At 70.8% G+C, this 19,431-nt stretch carries 16 protein-coding genes; 8 read left to right on the top strand and 8 right to left on the bottom strand.

Annotation, left to right across the window (positions count from 1 at the left end; translation table 11 throughout):
* Positions 1-28: 28 nt before the first annotated feature.
* Both BKK80_RS26045 and BKK80_RS26040 read right to left on the bottom strand, forming a co-directional pair.
* Positions 29-712: a tripartite tricarboxylate transporter substrate-binding protein gene (locus BKK80_RS26045; protein ID WP_084545762.1), complete on the bottom strand. Its 684-nt coding sequence runs from the start codon at positions 710-712 to the stop codon at positions 29-31.
* Positions 672-2,393 carry a thiamine pyrophosphate-binding protein gene (locus tag BKK80_RS26040; protein WP_071071872.1) on the bottom strand — a complete coding sequence of 574 codons (1,722 nt, stop codon included), beginning with the start codon at positions 2,391-2,393 and terminating at the stop codon, positions 672-674. The genes BKK80_RS26045 and BKK80_RS26040 overlap by 41 nt, the downstream gene beginning before the upstream one ends.
* A 335-nt stretch (positions 2,394-2,728) precedes the next feature.
* On the opposite strand from BKK80_RS26040, the gene BKK80_RS26035 reads away from it, so the two are divergent.
* From BKK80_RS26035 to BKK80_RS26005, 7 genes are all read left to right on the top strand, one after another.
* On the top strand, positions 2,729-3,667 hold the full coding sequence (locus BKK80_RS26035; RefSeq protein WP_071039849.1) for a Bug family tripartite tricarboxylate transporter substrate binding protein: 939 nt from the start codon (positions 2,729-2,731) through the stop codon (positions 3,665-3,667).
* A 223-nt stretch (positions 3,668-3,890) separates the two neighbouring features.
* The gene (locus BKK80_RS26030; protein ID WP_071071870.1) at positions 3,891-4,982 is read left to right on the top strand and encodes a malate/lactate/ureidoglycolate dehydrogenase; all 1,092 of its coding nucleotides are present in this window, start codon (positions 3,891-3,893) and stop codon (positions 4,980-4,982) included.
* A 64-nt stretch (positions 4,983-5,046) separates the two neighbouring features.
* A complete protein-coding gene (locus tag BKK80_RS26025) occupies positions 5,047-5,418 on the top strand; it encodes a 5-carboxymethyl-2-hydroxymuconate Delta-isomerase (RefSeq protein WP_071020691.1) in 372 nt (123 codons plus the stop codon).
* 105 nt (positions 5,419-5,523) lie between these two features.
* Positions 5,524-7,047, top strand: coding sequence for a UxaA family hydrolase (locus BKK80_RS26020; protein WP_071071868.1), 1,524 nt, complete (start codon positions 5,524-5,526; stop codon positions 7,045-7,047).
* A 62-nt stretch (positions 7,048-7,109) separates the two neighbouring features.
* Positions 7,110-7,889 (top strand): 2-dehydro-3-deoxyglucarate aldolase, encoded by a 780-nt coding sequence (garL, locus tag BKK80_RS26015; protein WP_071071866.1) that lies wholly within the window; start codon positions 7,110-7,112, stop codon positions 7,887-7,889.
* Positions 7,890-7,926: 37 nt separating this feature from the next.
* Positions 7,927-8,874, top strand: coding sequence for a 2-hydroxy-3-oxopropionate reductase (locus BKK80_RS26010; RefSeq protein WP_071071864.1), 948 nt, complete (start codon positions 7,927-7,929; stop codon positions 8,872-8,874).
* A gap of 8 nt (positions 8,875-8,882) precedes the next feature.
* Positions 8,883-9,830 (top strand): LysR family transcriptional regulator, encoded by a 948-nt coding sequence (locus tag BKK80_RS26005; RefSeq protein ID WP_071039845.1) that lies wholly within the window; start codon positions 8,883-8,885, stop codon positions 9,828-9,830.
* Positions 9,831-10,295: 465 nt separating this feature from the next.
* Here BKK80_RS26005 and BKK80_RS26000 read toward each other — a convergent pair whose 3' ends face one another.
* From BKK80_RS26000 to garD, 5 genes are all read right to left on the bottom strand, one after another.
* Positions 10,296-11,105: a hypothetical protein gene (locus BKK80_RS26000; RefSeq protein ID WP_197524001.1), complete on the bottom strand. Its 810-nt coding sequence runs from the start codon at positions 11,103-11,105 to the stop codon at positions 10,296-10,298.
* A gap of 3 nt (positions 11,106-11,108) precedes the next feature.
* Positions 11,109-13,622 (bottom strand): TonB-dependent siderophore receptor, encoded by a 2,514-nt coding sequence (locus tag BKK80_RS25995; protein WP_084545760.1) that lies wholly within the window; start codon positions 13,620-13,622, stop codon positions 11,109-11,111.
* A gap of 110 nt (positions 13,623-13,732) precedes the next feature.
* Positions 13,733-14,752: a FecR domain-containing protein gene (locus tag BKK80_RS25990; RefSeq protein ID WP_071071862.1), complete on the bottom strand. Its 1,020-nt coding sequence runs from the start codon at positions 14,750-14,752 to the stop codon at positions 13,733-13,735.
* Positions 14,749-15,258 carry a sigma-70 family RNA polymerase sigma factor gene (locus BKK80_RS25985; protein ID WP_071039843.1) on the bottom strand — a complete coding sequence of 170 codons (510 nt, stop codon included), beginning with the start codon at positions 15,256-15,258 and terminating at the stop codon, positions 14,749-14,751. The genes BKK80_RS25990 and BKK80_RS25985 overlap by 4 nt, the downstream gene beginning before the upstream one ends.
* Before the next feature lie 170 nt (positions 15,259-15,428).
* Positions 15,429-16,976, bottom strand: a complete 1,548-nt coding sequence (gene garD / locus BKK80_RS25980; protein ID WP_071020713.1) for a galactarate dehydratase — start codon at positions 16,974-16,976, stop codon at positions 15,429-15,431.
* Positions 16,977-17,459: 483 nt separating this feature from the next.
* Between garD and kdgD the strand changes: the two genes are divergently transcribed.
* The gene (kdgD, locus tag BKK80_RS25975; protein ID WP_071020716.1) at positions 17,460-18,374 is read left to right on the top strand and encodes a 5-dehydro-4-deoxyglucarate dehydratase; all 915 of its coding nucleotides are present in this window, start codon (positions 17,460-17,462) and stop codon (positions 18,372-18,374) included.
* A 94-nt stretch (positions 18,375-18,468) separates the two neighbouring features.
* On the opposite strand, the gene BKK80_RS25970 is transcribed toward kdgD, so the two are convergent.
* A complete protein-coding gene (locus BKK80_RS25970; protein ID WP_071020719.1) occupies positions 18,469-19,416 on the bottom strand; it encodes a LysR family transcriptional regulator in 948 nt (315 codons plus the stop codon).
* Positions 19,417-19,431 lie beyond the last annotated feature (15 nt).

Here is a 19,431-nt window from a genome sequence, read left to right as displayed (position 1 = left end):
CTCGCTCTCCTGGCTCCCGGTTCCTGGCTCAATCTGCGTCGCCCGACACGCCGGCCGCCTTGATCACCTTCTCCCAGCGCGCCTTCTCGGCCAACGCGAAGGCCTGGAACTCGGGCGCCGGCTTGGGATCCGGCTCGGCGCCGGCATTGAGCAGCAGCGCGCGGATGTCAGGCCGGCGCACGGCGGCGACGATGGTGTCGCTCAGGCGCGCGACGATCTCGCGCGGCGTGCCCGCCGGCGCGAACACGCCGAACCAGGAGCCGGTGACGAAGCCGTGCAGCCCGGCCTCCTCCATGGTCGGCACATTGGGCAGCGCATTCATGCGCCTGGCGCCGGTCACGGCCAGGGCCTTGAGCTTGCCGCCCTTGACGAAAGGCAGCGCGGTCGGCGCGTTGTCGAACATCAGCTGCACCTGGCCGGCCATCAGGTCGGTGTCGGCCAGCGCGCTACCCTTGTAAGGCACATGGATCATCGAGGTGCCCGTCATCACCTTGTACAGCTCGCCCGACAGGTGGATGGAGGTGCCGGTACCGGACGAGGCGAAGGTCACCTTGCCGTTGGCCTGCTTCACGTAGCGCGTCAGTTCGGCAACGTTGTTGACCGGCAGCTGTGGGCGGGTCCTTGCCGGCGCGGTGCGCGGCCGCGCCCGGTCCTGCTCAGTCGGCCAGCCCTCAGTCGGCCAGCCGCATCGCCGGCGTGATCTGGCGCGCATCGGTGATCAGCTCGAGCAGTGCCGGCCGGCCCGCCGCGCGGGCACGCTCGAAGGCCGCGGCAAAGTCCTCGGTGCGCTCGATGCGCTCGGCCCAGGCGCCACAGGCCTGCGCCATCTGCACGAAGTCCGGGGTGGCGATGCCGGTGCCGCTGACGCGGCCCGGGTAGCGCTTCTCCTGGTGCATGCGAATGGTGCCGTACATGCCGTTGTTGACCACCACCACGATGAGGTTGGCGCCGGCCTGCGCCGCCGTGGCCAGTTCCTGCGGATACATCAGGAAGCAGCCGTCGCCGGCGAAGCAGACCACGGTGCGCTCGGGCGCGCGCAGCTTGGCGGCGATGGCGGCCGGCAGTCCGTAGCCCATGGCGCCGCAGGTCGGCGCCAGCTCGGTGCGGGGACGACGGTAGGCATAGAAGCGGTGCAGCCAGACGGTGTAGTTGCCGGCGCCGTTGCTGAGGATGGCGTCGTCGGGCAGCACGCGGTCGAGGTGGGCGACCGCCGCCCCCAGGTCGACCCCGCTCAGTTCCGCATGGGGCGCCGGCAGTGCGGCGAAGGCGAGGTGGTCGGCGTGCGCGCCGGCCGTCCATTCGGCCCAAGGCGCGGAAGCCGGGGCCGGCAGGGTCGCCAGCATCTCCGCACCCGCTTCGATGCCGCTCTGGATGGCCAGCACGGGCTGGTAGACCCGGCCCAGTTCCGCGCTGTCGGCATGCAGGTGGATCAGGCGCTGGCGCGGACGGGGCACGTCCAGCAAGGTATAGCCATCGGTGGCGATGTCGCCCAGGCGGGTGCCGAAGGCGAGGATCACATCGGCCTGGCGCACGCGCTCGGCCAGGCGCGCGTTCATGCCCAGGCTCAGGTGGCCGGCGTAGTGCGCGTCGCGGTTGTCGAACACGTCCTGGCGGCGGAAGGCGCAGGCCACCGGCAGGTTCCAGGCCTGGACAAAGCGGGAGAAAGCCGCCGCCGCGGCGTCGCTCCAGTTGGCGCCGCCGGCGATCACCAGCGGCCGCTGCGCCCCGCGCAGGATCTCGCCCAGGGCGGATGCATCGGCCGCGGACGGTGCCGCGCTGACCGGGCGGTATGGCGCAGTGTCGGCGCAGGCGCATTCGCCGTCGAGCACGTCTTCGGGCAGCGCCAGCACCACCGGGCCCGGCCGGCCCGAGGTCGCCACGCGGAAGGCGCGCGCCACCATCTCCGGGATGCGCTCGGCATCGTCGATCTCGGCCGCCCATTTGGCCATGCCGCCGAACATGGCGGCATAGTCGACCTCCTGGAAGGCCTCGCGCCCCTTGTGGCCGCGTGCGATCTGGCCCACGAAGAGAATCATCGGCGTCGAGTCCTGCGCGGCGATATGCACACCGATGCTCGCGTGCGTGGCGCCCGGCCCGCGCGTGACGAAGCAGATGCCGGGGCGCCCGGTCAGCTTGCCGTCGGCCTCGGCCATATTGGCCGCGGCGCCCTCGTGCTTGCACACCACCAGGTCGATGGCGGGCTGATCGTGCAGGGCATCGAGCACGTCGAGGAAGCTCTCGCCGGGCACGCAGAAGATGCGCTCGGCGCCATGGATACGCAGGGCATCGACCAGGGCGCGGCCGCCGCTGCGGCGGCGGGTGTCGGAAAGCGGCTGGGGCTGGCCGGATGCGGAAGCGGAGGCGGAGGCGGAGGCGGGTGGCGTGCGGGTCATGTCGGTGTGGTCTGTGCGGGCGCTTGCGCTGCCGGCAGCGCAAGCGGCTGCCGGTCCGCCCGGCCTCCTCGGAGAAGCCGGGATGTCCGCCAGTGTGCGTCGGTGCCGCGGGCAGCGCCCGGCACCTGGCGCATTTCTGCTATGCATCCAGCGCAAGGCTCGTCCCCCGCGCGGCGTGTAGATTGGCGGCAGGCCACCGTATCCCGCCACGCCCGGCGTGCCCCGCGCGGATCCGCAAGTGCCGCCCCACATATAAAAGAACACAGGAGACTACCGCCATGCCCACCCTGCCCTCCCGCCACCGGGCAGCATTCGCTGCGCTTTGCCTTTCCTGCATGACTGCCCTGCCCGCCACCCAGGCCCACGCCCAGGACAAATGGCCGAGCAAGCCGATCAACTACGTGGTGCCCTTCGCCGCCGGCGGCACCACCGACGTGCTGGGCCGCCTGATCGGCCAGCGCCTCTCGGTCGCGCTGGGCCAGCCGGTGGTGGTGGAGAACCGCGCCGGCGCGGGCGGCAATATCGGCTCCGACTACGTCGCCAAGGCGGCCCCGGACGGCTACACGCTGGTCGGCGGCACCATCAGCTCGCATGCCATCAACGTCAGCCTCTATCCCAGGATGCCCTATGACCCGGTCAAGCAGTTCCAACCGGTGGCGCTGATCGGCACCCTGCCGAACGTGCTGGTGGTCAATGCCGACAGCCCGTGGAAGAGCGTGCAGGACGTGATCGCCGCCGCGCGCGTGCCTGGCACCCAGGTCACCTTCGGCTCGTCCGGCAACGGCACCTCGCAGCACCTGGCCGGCGAGCTCTTCGCCAAGCTGGCGGACGTCAAGCTGCTGCACGTGCCCTACAAGGGCAGCAGCCCGGCCATGCAGGCCCTGCTCGGCAAGCAGGTCGACCTGGTGTTCGAGAACAGCGTGGCGGCCATGCCACTGATCCAGTCCGGCAAGCTGCGCGCGCTGGCCACTACCGGCAGCAAGCGCGCCGGCGAGCTGCCCGACGTGCCCACGCTGGCGGAGGCCGGGCTCAAGGGTTACGAGATCGTCTCCTGGCAGGCCATCTTCGCGCCGGCCGGCACGCCGGCACCGGTGGTGGACCGCCTCGCCGGCGAGATCGGCAAGATCCTCGCCGACCCGGCCGTGCGTGGCCGCCTGGCCCAGCTCGGCATCGAGCCCTCGGGTGCCGGCCCGGCCCAGCTCGGCGCCTTCCAGAAGGCCGAGGTGGCAAAGTGGGGCCAGCTGGTCAAGAGCGCCGGCATCCGGCTCGAATGAGCGACCGCGGCTCGATCACCTTGCCCGGCGCCATGTGGCTCCTTGCAGCGTCATGTGGCGCCGGAGCCGCCGGGCGCTATCATGAGGGTCCGGCCGCCGGCACACACCTGCGCGCCGGCCGGCCCCTCGGGCCGCGACCGAGCGAACCCGCATTGCGCCACGCCGGCAAGCCCGCCCTGCCGCCAGCCATCGCCCACCCCTGATAGCCCACCTCAGACATCCCATGAGCGAATCCCGCATTCCCACCGACGCCCTGCACCGCTGGGTCGACGAGCTCTGGCTCGCCGCCGGCTGCGACGCCCGCGAAGCCCGCCTGACCGCCGACCACCTGGTCGGCGCCAACCTCGCCGGCCACGACTCGCACGGCGTCGGCATGATCCCGAAGTACGTACTGTCATGGCTGGGCGACCAGCTCCAGCTCAACCAGCAGGTGAGCGTGCTGCACGACACCGGCGCCATGCTGAGCCTGGACGGCAACCGCGGCATGGGCCAGGCGGTCACCGAGCAGGCGATGGCACTGGCCATCGGCCGCGCGCGCGAACACGGCGTCTGCGTGATGGGGCTGCGCCGCTCGCACCACCTGGGGCGGGTCGGCCACTGGGCCGAGCAGGCCAGCGCCGCCGGCCTGATCTCCATCCACTTCGTCAACGTGCTGTCCAAACCTATCGTGGCCCCGCATGGCGGCTACCAGGCCCGCTACGGCACCAATCCCTTCACCATCGGCGTGCCGGTGCCCGGGCAGGCGCCGCTGGTGCTGGACTTCGCCACCAGCGCGATCGCGCTGGGCAAGGTACGGGTCGCCCACAACAAGGAAGTGCCGGTCCCGCCGGGCTGCCTGCTGGACGCGGCCGGCCACCCCACCGAGGACCCGGGCGTGATGTTCCCGCCGGCCGGTGCGCCCCAGGGCGCGCTGCGCAGCTTCGGCGAGCACAAGGGCTATGTGCTGGCGGTGATGTGCGAGCTGCTGGGCGCCGCGGTCACCGGCGGCCACACCATCCGTCCGGAGACGCTGACGCACGAGCACGCGGTCTGGAACAATATGCTGGCCCTGGTCTTCGATCCGGCGCGGCTGGGCAGCAGCACCAGCTTCGGCCACGAGGTCGAGGCCTTCGTCGACTGGATCCGCTCGTCGGCGCTCCAGCCAGGCTGCGCAGGCGTACAGTTGCCGGGCGAACCCGAGCGCGCCTGGCGCCGCGCCCGCGCGGAATGGGTGCCGGTGGACGCCGGCACGCTGGCGCAGCTCGACGATGCCGCCGCCCGCGTGCAAGCCGCGCGCGGCAGCTCACCGGGACCGCTGTCGCGCCTGGCCGCCTGACGTCGGAGCGCCTCATCCGTAGCACCCGCATCATCTGTCTCTGTATCACCCGATTGGAAGCCACATGCCGCACGTCACCATCGAACTCACGGAAAACACCCGCCTGAACCGCTCGCAGGAAGAGCTGCTCGACGAGGTCAACGCCGCCCTGCTGGCCAGCGGCCAGTTCCAGGAAGCCGACATCAAGTCGCGCTGCATCACCCTGCCGGTCTACCGCCAGGGCACCGAGGCGCGCGAGCGTGCCTTCGTCCATGCACGCCTGTGCATCCTCGACGGGCGCGAGCTGGCCACGCGCCGCGCGCTCGGCCAGGCCGTATGCGACGTCATCGCCGAAGCCGTGCGCCCGCTGGCCGGCGGCGAAGTGCAGGTGAGCGTGGAAGTGGCCGAGATGGAGCGCGCCAGCTACGCCAAGCAGGTCATCACCAGCGCGAGCTGACCCGCCTGGCCTGCCGGCGGCGCTGGCCGCCGGCAGGCCGCCGCCGCGCGCCGGGGCGAGCCGGCGCCATGCGGCGCCCCCCCACCAGAACAAGGAGACCCCCGCATGATCCCCCCCGTGATCCGACTGCACGCCGGCGACAACGTCCTGATCGCCCGCACCGACCTCGCCATCGGCACCCCCGTGCCCGGCGCGGATTTCCATGTCCGCGCCCAGGTGCCCGCCGGCTACAAGATCGCGGCGCGGCAGATCCGCAAGGGCGAGCCGATCCTCAAGTACCAAACCACCATCGGCTTCGCCAGCACCGACATCGCGCCCGGCAGCCTGGTCTCGGGGCACAACATCGCCTTCGAGGAATTCGAGCGCGACTACGCCCACGCGCGCGACTACGTCCCCGCCGCCGTGCTGCCGGCACACCAGCGCGCCACCTTCGACGGCTATGTGCGCGACGACGGCCGCGTGGCCACGCGCAACTTCATCGGCGTGGTGGCCACGGTCAACTGCTCCGCCACGGTGGTGCACAAGATCGCGGAGTGGTTCACGCCGGAGCGGCTGGCCGCCTATCCCAACGTCGATGGCGTGGTGGCCTTCGCGCACAGCACCGGCTGCGGCATGGAGATGAGCGGCGAGCCGATGGCGCTGCTGCGCCGCACGCTGGCCGGCTACATGCGCCATCCCAACCTGGCCGCGGTGCTGGTGGTGGGACTGGGCTGCGAGCGCAACCAGGTCGCCGGCCTGCTGGAAGCCGAGGGCCTGCAGGCCGGCCCGCGCCTGGTGCCCTTCACCATGCAGGACACCGGCGGCACGCGCAAGACCATCGAGGCCGGCGTGGCCGCGGTGCAGGCGCTGCTGCCCGAGGCCGACCGCGCGCGGCGCCGGCCGGTCAGCGCCGAGCACATCAGCATCGGCCTGCAGTGCGGCGGCTCCGACAGCTTCTCCTCGATCACCGCCAACCCGGCGCTGGGCGCCGCCATGGACCTGCTGGTGCGCCACGGCGGCACCGCCATCCTGTCGGAGACGCCGGAGATCTATGGCGTCGAACACACCCTGACCCGCCGTGCCGCCAGCCGCGAGATCGGCGAGAAGCTGGTCGAGCGCATCCGCTGGTGGAAGGACGTCTACGCAGCCGGGCGCGACGTGCAGATCAACGGCCGCGTCAGCCCGGGCAACCAGGCCGGCGGCCTGGCCAATATCTTCGAGAAGTCGCTGGGCTCCTCGATGAAGGGCGGCACCGGCCCGCTGATGGGGGTCTACCGCTACGCCGAGCCGATCGCGCAGAAGGGCCTGGTGTTCATGGATTCGCCGGGCTTCGACCCGGTCTCCGCCACCGGCCAGATCGCCAGCGGCGCCAACCTGATCTGCTTCACCACCGGCCGCGGCTCGATGTTCGGCGCCAAGCCGGTGCCCTCGCTCAAGCTGGCCACCAACTCGCCGATGTACCACCGGCTGGAGGAGGACATGGACATCAATTGCGGCGAGATCCTCGACGGCACCGCCACCATCGAGAGCATGGGCGAACGTATCTTCGCCGACATCCTCGCCACCGCCTCCGGCCGCCGCAGCAAAAGCGAACTGCTCGGCCTGGGCGACCACGAATTCGCGCCGTGGCAGATCGGCATCACCGGCTGAACGCAATCGCATCATCGCACCGCCGCGCCGCCTGCCTTCCCTTATCCCGCACAGGAATCCTCATGCCTTCCCTCCTGCCCTCGCCGCTGCCCAACCGCTTCCGTTCGGCCATCCTGGCACGCCAGCGCCAGATCGGCTGCTGGTGCTCGCTGGCCAATCCCACCACCACCGAGATCCTCGGCCTGGCCGGCTTCGACTGGCTGCTGCTCGATGGCGAACACGCGCCCAATGACGTGCTGAGCTTCGTGCCGCAGTTGATGGCGCTGAAGGACAGCGCCAGCGCGCCCGTGGTGCGGCCGCCCGCCAACGACCCCATCCTGCTCAAGCGCCTGCTCGACATCGGCTTCTACAATTTCCTGATCCCGATGGTGGAAAGCGCCGACGAAGCCGCGCGCGCGGTCTCGGCGACGCGCTACCCGCCCCAGGGCACGCGCGGCGTGTCCATGGTCCAGCGCGCCAACCGCTACGGCACCGTCGCCGACTACTTCACGCAGGTCAACGACAATATCTGCGTGCTGGTACAGATCGAGAGCCGCAAGGGCGTGGATGCCGCCGAGGCGATCTGCGCCGTGGATGGCGTCGATGGCGTCTTCATCGGCCCGTCCGACCTCGCCGCCGCCTGCGGCCATCTCGGCAACCCCAACCACCCCGAGGTGCAGGCCGAGATGGAGCGCATCTTCGGCGCCGCCGAACGCGCGGGCAAGGCGGTCGGCATCCTCGCCCCGGTGGAGGCGGACGCACGCCGCTACCTGGAGCGCGGCGCCGCCTTCGTCGCCGTCGGGCTCGACCAGAACCTGTTCCGCGACGCCACGCGGGCGCTTCGCGAGCGCTTCGCCTCGTGAGCGGCGCCGCATACATGCCTGAGGCAGGGAGCGACACATGAGCAAGATCGGATTCATCGGCCTGGGCGTGATGGGCACGCCGATGGCGGCACACCTGCTGGCCGCCGGCCACACGCTGTACGCGCACACCCGCAGCGGCGTGCCGCAGGCCCTGCGCGACGCCGGGGCGCAGGCCTGCGCCAGCGCCGCCGAGGTCGCGCGCCAGGCCGACACCGTGTTCCTGATGCTGCCCGACACGCCGGACGTCGAGCGCGTGCTGTTCGGCGCCGGCGGCGTGGCCGAGGGACTGGGCGCGGGCAAGACGGTGGTGGACATGAGCTCGATCTCGCCGATCGAGACGCGCGATTTCGCTGCACGCATCGAGGCACTGGGCAGCGACTATGTCGATGCGCCGGTGTCGGGCGGCGAGGTCGGCGCCAAGGCCGCCACCCTGTCCATCATGGCCGGCGGCAAGCCCGAAGTATTTGCGCGCGTGCAGCCGCTGCTGCAATGCCTGGGCAAGAACATCACCCTGGTGGGCGGCGTGGGCGACGGCCAGGTGGCCAAGGTGGCCAACCAGGTGATCGTGGCCCTGACCATCGAGGCCGTGGGCGAAGCGCTGGTGCTGGCGGCCAGGGCCGGCGCCGATCCCGCACGCGTGCGCCAGGCGCTGATGGGCGGCTTCGCCAGCTCGCGCGTCCTCGAGGTGCACGGCGAGCGCATGATCGAGCGCCGCTTCGAGCCCGGCTTCCGCATCGCGCTGCACCAGAAGGACCTGGAACTGGCGCTGTCCACCGCGCGCAAGCTCGGTGTCAACCTGCCCAATACCGCCTCCTGCCAGCAGTTGTTCAACACCTGCAGCGCGCTCGGCGGCGCGCGCTGGGACCACGCCGGACTGGTGCGGGCGCTGGAACACATGGCGTCGTTCGCCATCGGCGACAAGGTCCCCGGCGCGGATGGTGCGGACAGCGCGGACGGGACTGCCGGCAGCGCCGGCAAGGCCTGACGCCCGGCATGGCCACCCCGCCCTCCGCCCTGAACTCCGACGACCTGGCCTGCTTCGTCTGCGTCGCCAGCACGCAGAGCATTTCGCGCGCCGCGCTCGAACTGGGCGCCGACCAGTCGACCATCAGCCGCCAGATCGCCCGGCTGGAGGCCGCGCTGGATGCGCGCCTGTTCCACCGCAGCGGCCGTGGCGTGGTATTGACCGAGGCCGGGCAGACGCTGCTCGGCTATGCACGCCAGGTCGCCGCCACGCTGGCCGAAGCGCGCGAGGCCATCCGCGCCTCCTCGGCCAAGGGGCCGGCCCAGCTGGTGATCGCGGCCCAGCCGACCATCGCCAACACCGCCTTCGCCGCCATCGGCACCGCGCTCAAGCTGCGCTTTCCCGCCACCAAGGTGCGCTTCGTCGAAGGACTGGCCAGCCCGCTGCTGGCCTGGCTGGCCGCCGGCGAGATCGACGTCGCGCTGCTCTACCTGCCCGAGCAGCAGGGCGCGCTCAAGGTCGACATCCTGCTGGAGGAAGACCTGACCCTGGTCACCCCCACCTCCTGGAGCCACCTCGGCCCGACCTTCCCCGTGCGGCGGCTGGCCGAAGTGCCGCTGATCCTGCCCAGCACCGGACACGGCCTGCGCGTGCTGGCCGAGACCCTGGCCGCGCGCAACGGTGCCTCCCTGCAACTGGCGATGGAATGCGATGCATCGAACACGGTGTCGATGCGCCTGGTGGAAGACGGCTGCGGCGCCACGCTGCTGCCCTTCGCCGCCGTGGCCGACCGCGTCGCCCAGGGCCGCCTGCACTCGGCGCGCCTGATCGAGCCGGTGGTGACGCGGCAGGTCGCGCTCGCCACGGCGCGCAACCGCCCGCCGGTGCCTGAACTGTGGGACATCATGCAGACCGTGCGGCAATCGGTGCGCAATACGGTGATGTCGGGCGCCTGGCCCGGCGCGCGGCTGGTGTAGTGCGGCGCCTGCCGGCCTGCGAACGCCATCGTGCTAGCGAATGCCGGCCCTCTCCCCCGGCCCCTCTGCCGCAGGCGGGAGAGGGGAGCGAAGCGGCGCGGTGCGAACCACGTCGCGCTGGACGAAGCCGACGAGATGCACCAACACCGAGCGCCAAGCACACGGTCTTGGCTCCCTCTCCCCGCACGGAGAGGGCGGGGGAGAGGGGTGGTTTAGCAAGGCGCCACGCCCAAGCGAAGCCAACGGTGTGATCCAGCACGCGAGCACAGAATCGAAGCCGACAAGCCCCACGGCCAACCGGCAGCGGCCCTTTCCCTCCCCATGACACTATCGTCATGGCGCGGCCCTGCCGCGTCTGAAGCAGAACAAAAAACGCCTGGCCGTTAATTGAATAAGATGAGACGAGAGGCACGAGGCCTGCCCCCGCTGAAGCCAGCCGGCAGCCACCGCCGGCCGAGCCCAGCATCAGCCCGCCTCCGCCCCCCGCGCCGTCACGCAGGCCGTGTCCGGCGCGCCGATGGCCCAGTCGATCGCGGCATCGAACAGCCGCAGGCCGGGCGCGGACAGGTTGGTGAAGGTGTCGTTGGCCAGGAAGAACATCACGCGGCGTGCGGGCGCGAGGGCTTCGTAGTCCATCGTGGCGCCCTTCTCGTAGGCGAAGATGGCTGCCTTCTCGGGCTGCCCGTAGAGCGTGGCGATGATGCTCGCGCCCAGGCCGGGCCTGCCCCAGCTCATCGGCGCCTGGCGCGCATAGACGTTGACGCTGCCGGCGGGCAGTCCCGCGGCCATCGGGTGGGGCGCGTTGACCAGCCACAGGTAGCGCTCGCGCCCGGCCTCGCCGTAGTCGCTGTCGAGGCGCTTGCCGGTCATGGCGAGATCGTCCAGCAGGTCGTTCTCCCAGGTCAGCAGCGGGATGGCGAGCTGGCGCCAGCCGGCCTGGACCGACTTGGCCGCCACTGTCGAGGACAGCACCACCAGGCCGGCCCCTGCCGCGGCCGCCGGGGCCGCCGACTGGTCCAGCAGGTCCACGGCGAAGCCGCGCCGGCGCAGGTGCGCCGCGATGGCCTGGTCGACCGCCAGGCTGGGCCCCTGCTGCTGCACGACCAGCACCACGCGGCCACGCGCCGCCGGCTGCGCCTGGGCCGCGCCCGGCAGCAGGACCGCGCCTGCGGCCAGCGCGGCACCGGCCAGGAAGGCTCTGCGCGAGGGCCGGCGCGCGGCCCCTGCCACAGCGGCCGCATCGGCACACGGTCGTGAGGGAAGCGGATGCGGCATGGTTCAGAACTCCATCGTGGTCAGCAGCGACACCTGGCGCGCGTCGCCCACGGCGACGAAGTACTGGTTGGCGCTGGACGGGTAGTAGACCGTGTTGAACAGGTTCTTGACATTGAGCTGGAAACGCACCTTCTGTCCGCCGACGCGTGTGTCGTAGCTGGCGAAGGCGTCGGCCACCGCGTAGGCCGGCAGCATGAAGCTGTTGGCCGAGTCGCCGGGCCGGTTGCCGACGTAGTGCACGCCGCCGCCCAGGCGCAGGCGGTCGCCGCCGAACAGGCTGCCGAAGTCATAGACGGCGGACAGCGAGGCGGTGTGCTGCGCCACGTTCCACAGGCGGTTGCCCGCGTAGAGCGGATCCTCGGTGGTCTTGGCATCGATGTAGGCATAGCTGGCGATGACGTTCCAGCGCGGCCCGACCTGGCCGGTGATATCCAGCTCGACACCGCGCGAGCGCGCCCGCCCCGAGGTGCGCCATTCGGTCAGCTTGGCGGCATCGTTGTACTGCGACACCAGTACGTTGCGCTTGTCGATATCGAACAGCGCCAGCGTGCCGGTCAGGCCGATGGCCAGGTCGGCCTTGGCGCCCACTTCCCACGACCTGCCCCGCTCCGGCGCCACGGCCGAATCGATCACCACGCCGGAACTCAGCGGCGCGATGGTCGAGGTCGGCTTGAGCGATTCGGTATAGCTCGCATAGAGCGACAGCGCCGGGCTCCACTTGTAGACCAGGCCGGCGCGCGGCAGCCAGCGATTGCCCTCGATGTCCGTGTTGGCATGGAAGGGACGGCCGCGTCCGGCCCACTGGCTGTACGAAAGGAAGCGCATGCCGGCCACCAGGATCCAGCGGTCGGTCAGGTAGAGGCTGTCCTGCAGGAACACCGAGGTGTTGTGCAGGGCGTCGGTCTGGTCGCTGTCGCTGGCGGAGACCGTGCTGGACGGGCTGATCTGCCCGTACACCGGGTTCAGGTAGCTGAACTTGCTGGACACGGACTGGCGCAGCAGGTCGGCGCGGTAGATCAGGCGGTATTCGCTGTCCATGCCCATCTGCAGGTTGTTGCGCATGCCGCCGAGCTGGAAGTTGCCGTCGACGTAGGCGATGCCGTAGCTGTCCGTGCTGAGCGCGCCGTGGGTGGCGTCGTTGCTGCGGCTCACCAGGCCGGTGGTGGTATTGATGCCGGTGATGCGGATCTGGTTCGCGTCGTAGGTCTCGCGGTTGTAGCTGTAGCCGAAGTGCGCGCGCCAGTCGCCGTTGAATTGGTGGTCCACGGCCAGCTGGGCCAGGTGGGAGTTGCCGACCATATTGTTGAACGGCTCGTCCAGGCGCCGGCGGGCCGGGATCGGCAACGGCGCGCCGCTGCGGGGATCCATCGCGGTGCCGCGGTCGAAGGGATACAGGTAGTCGCGGTACTCGTAGGACAGCACGACCTGCGTATCGCGGCCATACCAGGCCAGCGACGGCGCGATCAGGGTTTCGCGATGAACGCCGAAATTGCGCCAGTACTGCTCGTCGACATGGTCGGCCACCATGCGGTAGGCCAGGCCCGATTCGCCAAGCGGGCCGGTGGTGTCGAGCGTGATGCCGGCGCCGTTCTTGCCATGGCCGTAGGTGCTGCCCAGCAGCGACAGGGCCGTGCTCTGCTTGAGCTGCGGGCGCTTGCTGACGATGTTGATGACGCCGCCCGGATCCATGATGCCGTAAAGCAGCGACGATGGCCCCTTGAGCACCTCCACGCTGTCGGCCGCGGCATTCAGGCCGCGGCCCTGCACCAGCGGCATGCCGTTGTGCATGATGGAGCCGTCGCGGTTGCCGCCGAAGCCGCGCTTCATCAGCGTGTCCTGGGTTCCCGCCAGGGTATTGCCCTGGGTGATGCCGCTGACGTTGGCCAGCGCGTCGTCGAGGTTGCGCGGGCGCTGGTCCTTGAGCACCTGGGCCGGCACCACGTTGACCGCCTGCGGCGTGTCCTGCAGCGGCAGGTCCGAGCGCATCACCGAGCTGTTGGCGGCAGGCCGGTAGCTGCCGATCGACTGCGCGCTGACGGTCACCTGCGGCAGGGCCGTGGCGGCATCCCCCGCTGCCGGCGCTGCGGCCTGCGCACCGCTCCGCGGCGCCAGCGCGTAGCCACCATTGGGCTGCGCCACCGCGGCCAGGCCGGTGCCCTGCAGCAGGGCGGCGAGGCCGGCGGCGGTGCCATAGCTGCCGCGCAGGCCGCCGCTGTGCCGCCCCGCCGTCTGCTCCGGCGTGAATGACAGCAGGATGCCGGCCTCGCGGCCGAAGCGGTTGAGCGCGGCCTCCAGCGGGCCGGCCGGAATGTCGTAGGACTTGCGCGGCGCCTCGGCCGCCGCGCCGGCGGGGGCAGCCTGGGCAAGGCCTGCCTGCGGCAGCGCACCGCCCAGGCTGGCACCCAGCATGGCGTGCCGCAGCACGCGCAGGGCCTGCTGGCCGAGCGCGGCGCGGCGCGCGGGTCGGAAGGAAACGGAGCCGGCGCGGGACCGGGCCGGGCGATGGTGATGCGTCATGAAGGCAGACTCGCGGTGGACTCGAAGACGGTGTTCTCATCTCCTAAGTCACGCGAGATTTCCAAACAGGCCACCCGGCCAGCAAAAAAGCGAAAAAAACGCGCGGCCGGTCAGGCCGGCGCCGGCAGCACCGTGACCCAGTAGCGGGTCACGAAGTGGATGCGCACCGGCAACGTGGTACGCAGCAGGTCGAGGACGCGGCCGGTATCGGCCAGCGGATAGGTGCCCGAGACACGCAGCCCGGCCACGGCGGGATCGCAGCGCAGGCGGCCCGGGCGGTAGCGGCCGAGCTCCGCCAGGAAGTCCTCCAGCCGCATGGCGCTGGCCACCAGCATGCCGTCGGTCCAGGCCACCGCCGTGTCGGCCAGCGGCGCCGCTGCCTCGGCCCCGCCCCGGCCGAAGCGGACCTGCCCGCCGGCAGCCACGACCGGCCCGCCGCCGGCAACGTCGAGCGGCTCGACCGCGACGGTGCCTTCCAGCACACCGACCCAGCTGCTGTCCTCGAACTGGCGCACGGCGAAGCGCGTGCCCAGCGGCCGCAGGCGGCCCTGCCGCGTCTCCACCAGCATGGGGCGCGCCGGCACCTGCCGGTCCCTGGCGGTGCTGACGAGGATCTCGCCGCGCAACAGCCGCACCACACGCCCGGTGCCGCCGTAGCGCACGTCGACGGCGCTGTCGGTATTCAGGACCAGGGCCGTGCCGTCCTCCAGGCGCACGGTGCGGCGTTCGCCGACACCGGTGTGCAGGTCGGCCAGCCAGCCCTGCAGCGGCGCCTGCTCGCGTGCCAGCCAGGCGGCGCCGCCGCCCGCGAACAACAGCGCCAGCGCGCGCACGGCATGGCGCCGGCGCGGCGAGCCGGGGGCGGCCAGCGCCGCGCGCGCCACCGCGCTGGCCAGCGGCGAAGCGACCTGGCGCAGTTGCCCGTTGAAGGATTCGATATGGCGCCAGGCGCGCGCGTGGTCCGGATGCGCTTCCACCCAGCGGCGCCAGTCGGCGCGCGTGCGCCCGTCGGCTTCGGCCGATTGCAGCGTGACCAGCCACTCGACCGCGCGGCGCGCCACTTCGGGGGAAATCGCCGGAGGGCGCGCGGACAGCGTGCGCGCGCGCCCTTCGCTGCCGGCCGCGCTCATGCCCCAGCCTGCGCGAAATAGCACTGCGTGCCGGCGCGCACCAGGTAGCGCTTGACGGTGGTGACGGAGATATCGAGCGCGGCGGCGATCTCGAGCTGGCTCATGCCGTCGAGCTGGGCCATCAGGAAGGCACGCTTGACCGGCACCGGCAGGCCGTCCAGCAAGGCATCGATCTCGTGCAGGGTCTCCAGCAGGATGGCGCGCGCCTCGGCCGACGGCACCACCGGCTCGGGCAGGCAGGCCAGCGCCTCCAGGTAGGCCTGTTCCAGCTTCTCGCGGCGCCAGTGGTTGGCGAGCACGCGTTGCGCCACGGTGGACAGGAAGGCGCGCGGCTCCAGGACCTGCAGCGCCTCCTCGCGCGCCAGCAGGCGCATGAAGGTATCGTGGGCGAGGTCGGCAGCGCGGTGCGCGCAGCCCAGCCTGCGCCGCAGCCAGCCATGCAGCCAGTCGTGGTGACCGCGGTAAAGCGCCTGAATTTCCTGCTGTATCCCCGCTTCGGCGGCCATGATCCGGCTCCCGGCGCCTGCGGACGGGCCGCGCGCCAAGTCACAAATAACGATAATGAGAATCGTTATTATATAAAGACCGGAAATCCCCAGGCAATGGGAAGCCGCAAACAAGCTTGCCCGTCCAGCGGCACTGACGCGGCCCCGCCACACCTCTGCGGAGAGTAGGCTCAGGTCACCGGCGCCGGGTTGAACAGCGCCAGCGCGTTGTAGAGCTGGTGGTGCTCGGCCCAGGTCTGCTTGCGGCCGCTGGCGACGTCGAGCATCAGGCGGAACAGCTCCCAGCCCACCTCCTCGATGGTGGCCTGGCCGGTGGCGATACGGCCCGCGTCCACGTCCATCAGGTCGTGCCAGCGGCGCGCCAGGTCGCTGCGCGTGGCGACCTTGATCACCGGCACTTCGGCCAGCCCGTAGGGCGTGCCGCGGCCGGTGGTGAAGACGTGCAGGTTCATGCCGGCGGCAAGCTGCAGCGTGCCGCAGATGAAGTCGCTGGCCGGCGTGGCGGCGTAGATCAAGCCCTTCTGGCGCAGCTTCTCGCCCGGCGCCAGCACGCCGCTGATCGGCGCGCTGCCGGACTTGACGATCGAGCCCATGGCCTTTTCCACGATGTTGGACAGGCCGCCCTTCTTGTTGCCTGGCGAGGTGTTGGCGCTGCGGTCCACGCGGCCGCGCTGCAGGTAGGCGTCGTACCAGGCCATCTCGCGGATCATCGCCTGCGCCACCTCGGGCGTGGCGGCGCGCGCGGTGAGCTGGCCGATGCCGTCGCGCACCTCGGTCACTTCCGAGAACATCACCGCGGCACCGGCGCGCACCAGCAGGTCGGTGGCAAAACCCACCGCCGGATTGGCCGTCACGCCGGAGAAGGCGTCGCTGCCGCCGCACTGCACGCCGACCACCAGGTCGGAGACCGGGCAGGTCTCGCGGCGGCGCGCGTTCAGCTTGGCCAGGTGGGTCTCGGCCATCTCCATGATGGCAGCGATCATGGAACCGAAGCCCACGTGCTGTTCGTCCTGCAGGCAGACCACGCCGACCTGCACTTCGCCGGCGCCGGCCTGGATGGGAATGGTGCCGGGCGGCAGCAGGCGCTCGGGCTGCAGCTTCTCGCAGCCCAGGCTGACCATCATCGCGGTACCGCCGAAATTGGGGTTCAGCGCGATATTGCGCAGGGTACGGATGGGCACCGCCGCATCCGGCGCGTCGATCGCCACGCCGCAGCCGTAGGTGTGCTCCAGCCCGATCACGTCGTCGACATTGGGGTAGCGCGGCAGCAGCTCGGCCTTGATGCGCCGCACCGCGTGCTCGACCACGCCCGACACGCATTGCACGGTGGTGGTGATGGCGAGGATGTTGCGCGTGCCGACCGAGCCGTCGGCATTGCGGAAGCCCTCGAAGGTGTAACCCTCCAGCGGCGCCATCGGCCCGGCGGCGCGCGTGCAGATCGGCAGGTCGTCCAGCGCCGGCGCGGGCGGCATCTCGATCACCCGCTCGTTGACCCAGCTGCCACGCGGCAGGTCGCGCGCCGCGTAGCCGATCACCACGTTGTAGCGGATCACGGGATCGCCCGCGGCCAGGTCCGCCAGCGCCACCTTGTGGCCCTGCGGCACGCGCTCGCGCAGCACCAGGCCGCAGGGGAAGACGCCGCCTTCGGCCAGGCCGCCGTCGTTGGCGACGATGGCCACGTTGTCCTGGGGATGCATGCGGATATAGAGCGGGGCCATGCCCTGGCCGCCCTCGCCTTGACGTTCGTTCACTTGTCGTTCAGTGGTTGTGCCCGCTGCCATCCGGCACCGGGCTGGTTGATCCTGGCTGTCGTCCTCAGGCGCGTATCCGATCGGGTCTCCTCACAGCGGCGATCGGAAAAGCAGATGGCCGGCTTATCGTGATATGTCATCATATGACCTGGATTATAGGGAGACGATTCGCAGCACCACCTCGGTGTTTACCCTAGCGACAGCCGCATCCTTTCCCATCGCCCGTGCCGCCGCCGGCGCGAGCCGCCCGGGAACGCTGTCCATCACGGACGGGAGCGCCGCGGGATCGCTGGCCGCGACGGCTGCCCGTCCCTCCCCGTGTTTCCCCTGAGGCCCTTTCCCCCCGGACGGCTTGCACCAGGCGCCGTCTAGTTGTACGATGACGTATAACAAATAGCAAACAATCGCCACCTGCAACGCCTCCCCGCGAGGCCAACCGGACGCAAGCCCATGACCACACCGCAAGAACTGAAGCAGATCGTCTCCGAAGGCCTGCTCTCCTTCCCCGTCACCGACTTCGATGCCCAGGGCAACTTCCGCCCCGACACCTATGTCGAGCGGCTCGAATGGCTGGCCCCCTACGGTGCGACTGCCCTGTTCGCGGCCGGCGGCACCGGCGAGTTCTTCTCGCTGACGCCGGATGACTACGCCAACGTCATCCGCACCGCGGTCGAGACCTGCGCGGGCAAGGTGCCCATCCTGGCCGGCGCCGGCGGCCCCACCCGCACCGCCATCGCCTACGCCAAGGAAGCCCAGCGCCTGGGCGCCAAGGGCGTGCTGCTGATGCCGCACTACCTGACCGAAGCGTGCGAGGCCGGTATCGCCGCCCACGTCGAGGAAGTCTGCAAGGCCATCGATATCGGCGTGATCGTCTATAACCGCGCCAACTCGCGCCTGACCGCCGACATGCTGGAACGGCTCGCGGATCGCTGCCCCAACCTGATCGGCTTCAAGGATGGCGTGGGCGAGATCGAGAACATGGTGCGCATCCGCCGCCGCCTGGGCGACCGCCTGTCCTACCTGGGCGGCCTGCCGACCGCCGAAGTCTACGCCGCCGCCTACAAGGCGCTGGGCGTGCCGGTGTACTCCTCGGCGGTGTTCAACTTCATCCCGAAGACGGCGATGGACTTCTATCGCGCCATCGCCGCCGACGACCACGCCACCGTGGGCAAGCTGCTCGACGAGTTCTTCCTGCCCTACCTGGAGATCCGCAACCGCCGCGCAGGCTATGCGGTGAGCATCGTCAAGGCCGGCGCCAAGCTGGTCGGCCACGACGCCGGCCCGGTGCGCGCGCCGCTGACCGACCTGGACGCCCAGGAGCTCGAACAGCTCGACGCGCTGATCCGCAAGCTCGGACCGCAGTAAGACACCACCCCCTCCCCTTGTGCGTCGCGGCCCGCGGGCGGCGATGCACGACCCGCCCCCGCGCCGCCGCCAGAGGTTCCGGCGCGGCGCGGCGTCATGCCGGCACCGTGTGTGCCGGCATGCCCTCCCACACGGCTTCCTGCCCCTGCAGGCGCGCGCGGATGAAATCCATCAGGGTACGCGTGGCCAGCGTCGGAAAACGGTTGGGCGCGGTCAGCATATAGATGCTGTCGCCCACGCCTTCCGGCTCGTGGCCGGGCAAGACCTCCTCCAGTTCGCCACGGCCGATCTGCTGCCAGACCGCATAGCGCGGCAGCAGCGCCACGCCCAGGCCCGCCAGCACCGCCTCGCGCAGGAAGGGATAGTCGCCCGACTGGATGCGCGGCGACACCCGCAGCACCTGCGGCTCGCCGGCCGCGGTCAGCTTGAGATCGAAGCGGCGGCCCAGCGAGGCCGGCGCGATCAGCGCGCAGCCCGGCAGTTCGGCGGGGCCCGCAGGCGCGCCCCGCCGCGCCAGGTAGGCCGGCGTGGCGCACAGGCACCAGCGCACGGCACCGATGCGACGCGCCACGTGGTCCTCGGGCGGCGTGGAGGTGATCTTGAGCGCCACGTCGACTTCCGCCGGGATCAGGTCACCGATGAAGTCGTTGATCAGCACCCGCAATGAGATGGCCGGATACTGCTGCGCGAAGTCCAGCAGCACCTGCGCCAGGTAGAGATGGCCCAGCCCGGTCGGCAGGCGGATACGCACGTCGCCGCGCACGGTCTGCCCCAGGCTGTCGATCGACGCACCCGCCGCCTGCAGTTCGTCCAGCATGCGTACCCCATGGGCATAGAGCAGCCTGCCGGCTTCGGTCGGTTCCACATGGCGCGTGGTGCGCCGCATCAACTGCGCGCCGAGCTGCTGCTCCAGCAACTTCAGGCGCCGCGAGACATTGGAGCGCGTCATGCCGCTGCGCGCGGCCGCCGCCGTCAGGGTACGGGCCTCGACCAGCGTGACGAAGAGGCGGATGAGGTTGAGGTCGAGGGAATTGTCAATCATCAGTCAACACGGCTG

This window comes from Cupriavidus malaysiensis (genome assembly GCF_001854325.1).
Lineage (GTDB): Bacteria > Pseudomonadota > Gammaproteobacteria > Burkholderiales > Burkholderiaceae > Cupriavidus > Cupriavidus malaysiensis.
This window is presented reverse-complemented; position numbering and strand designations above follow the sequence as displayed.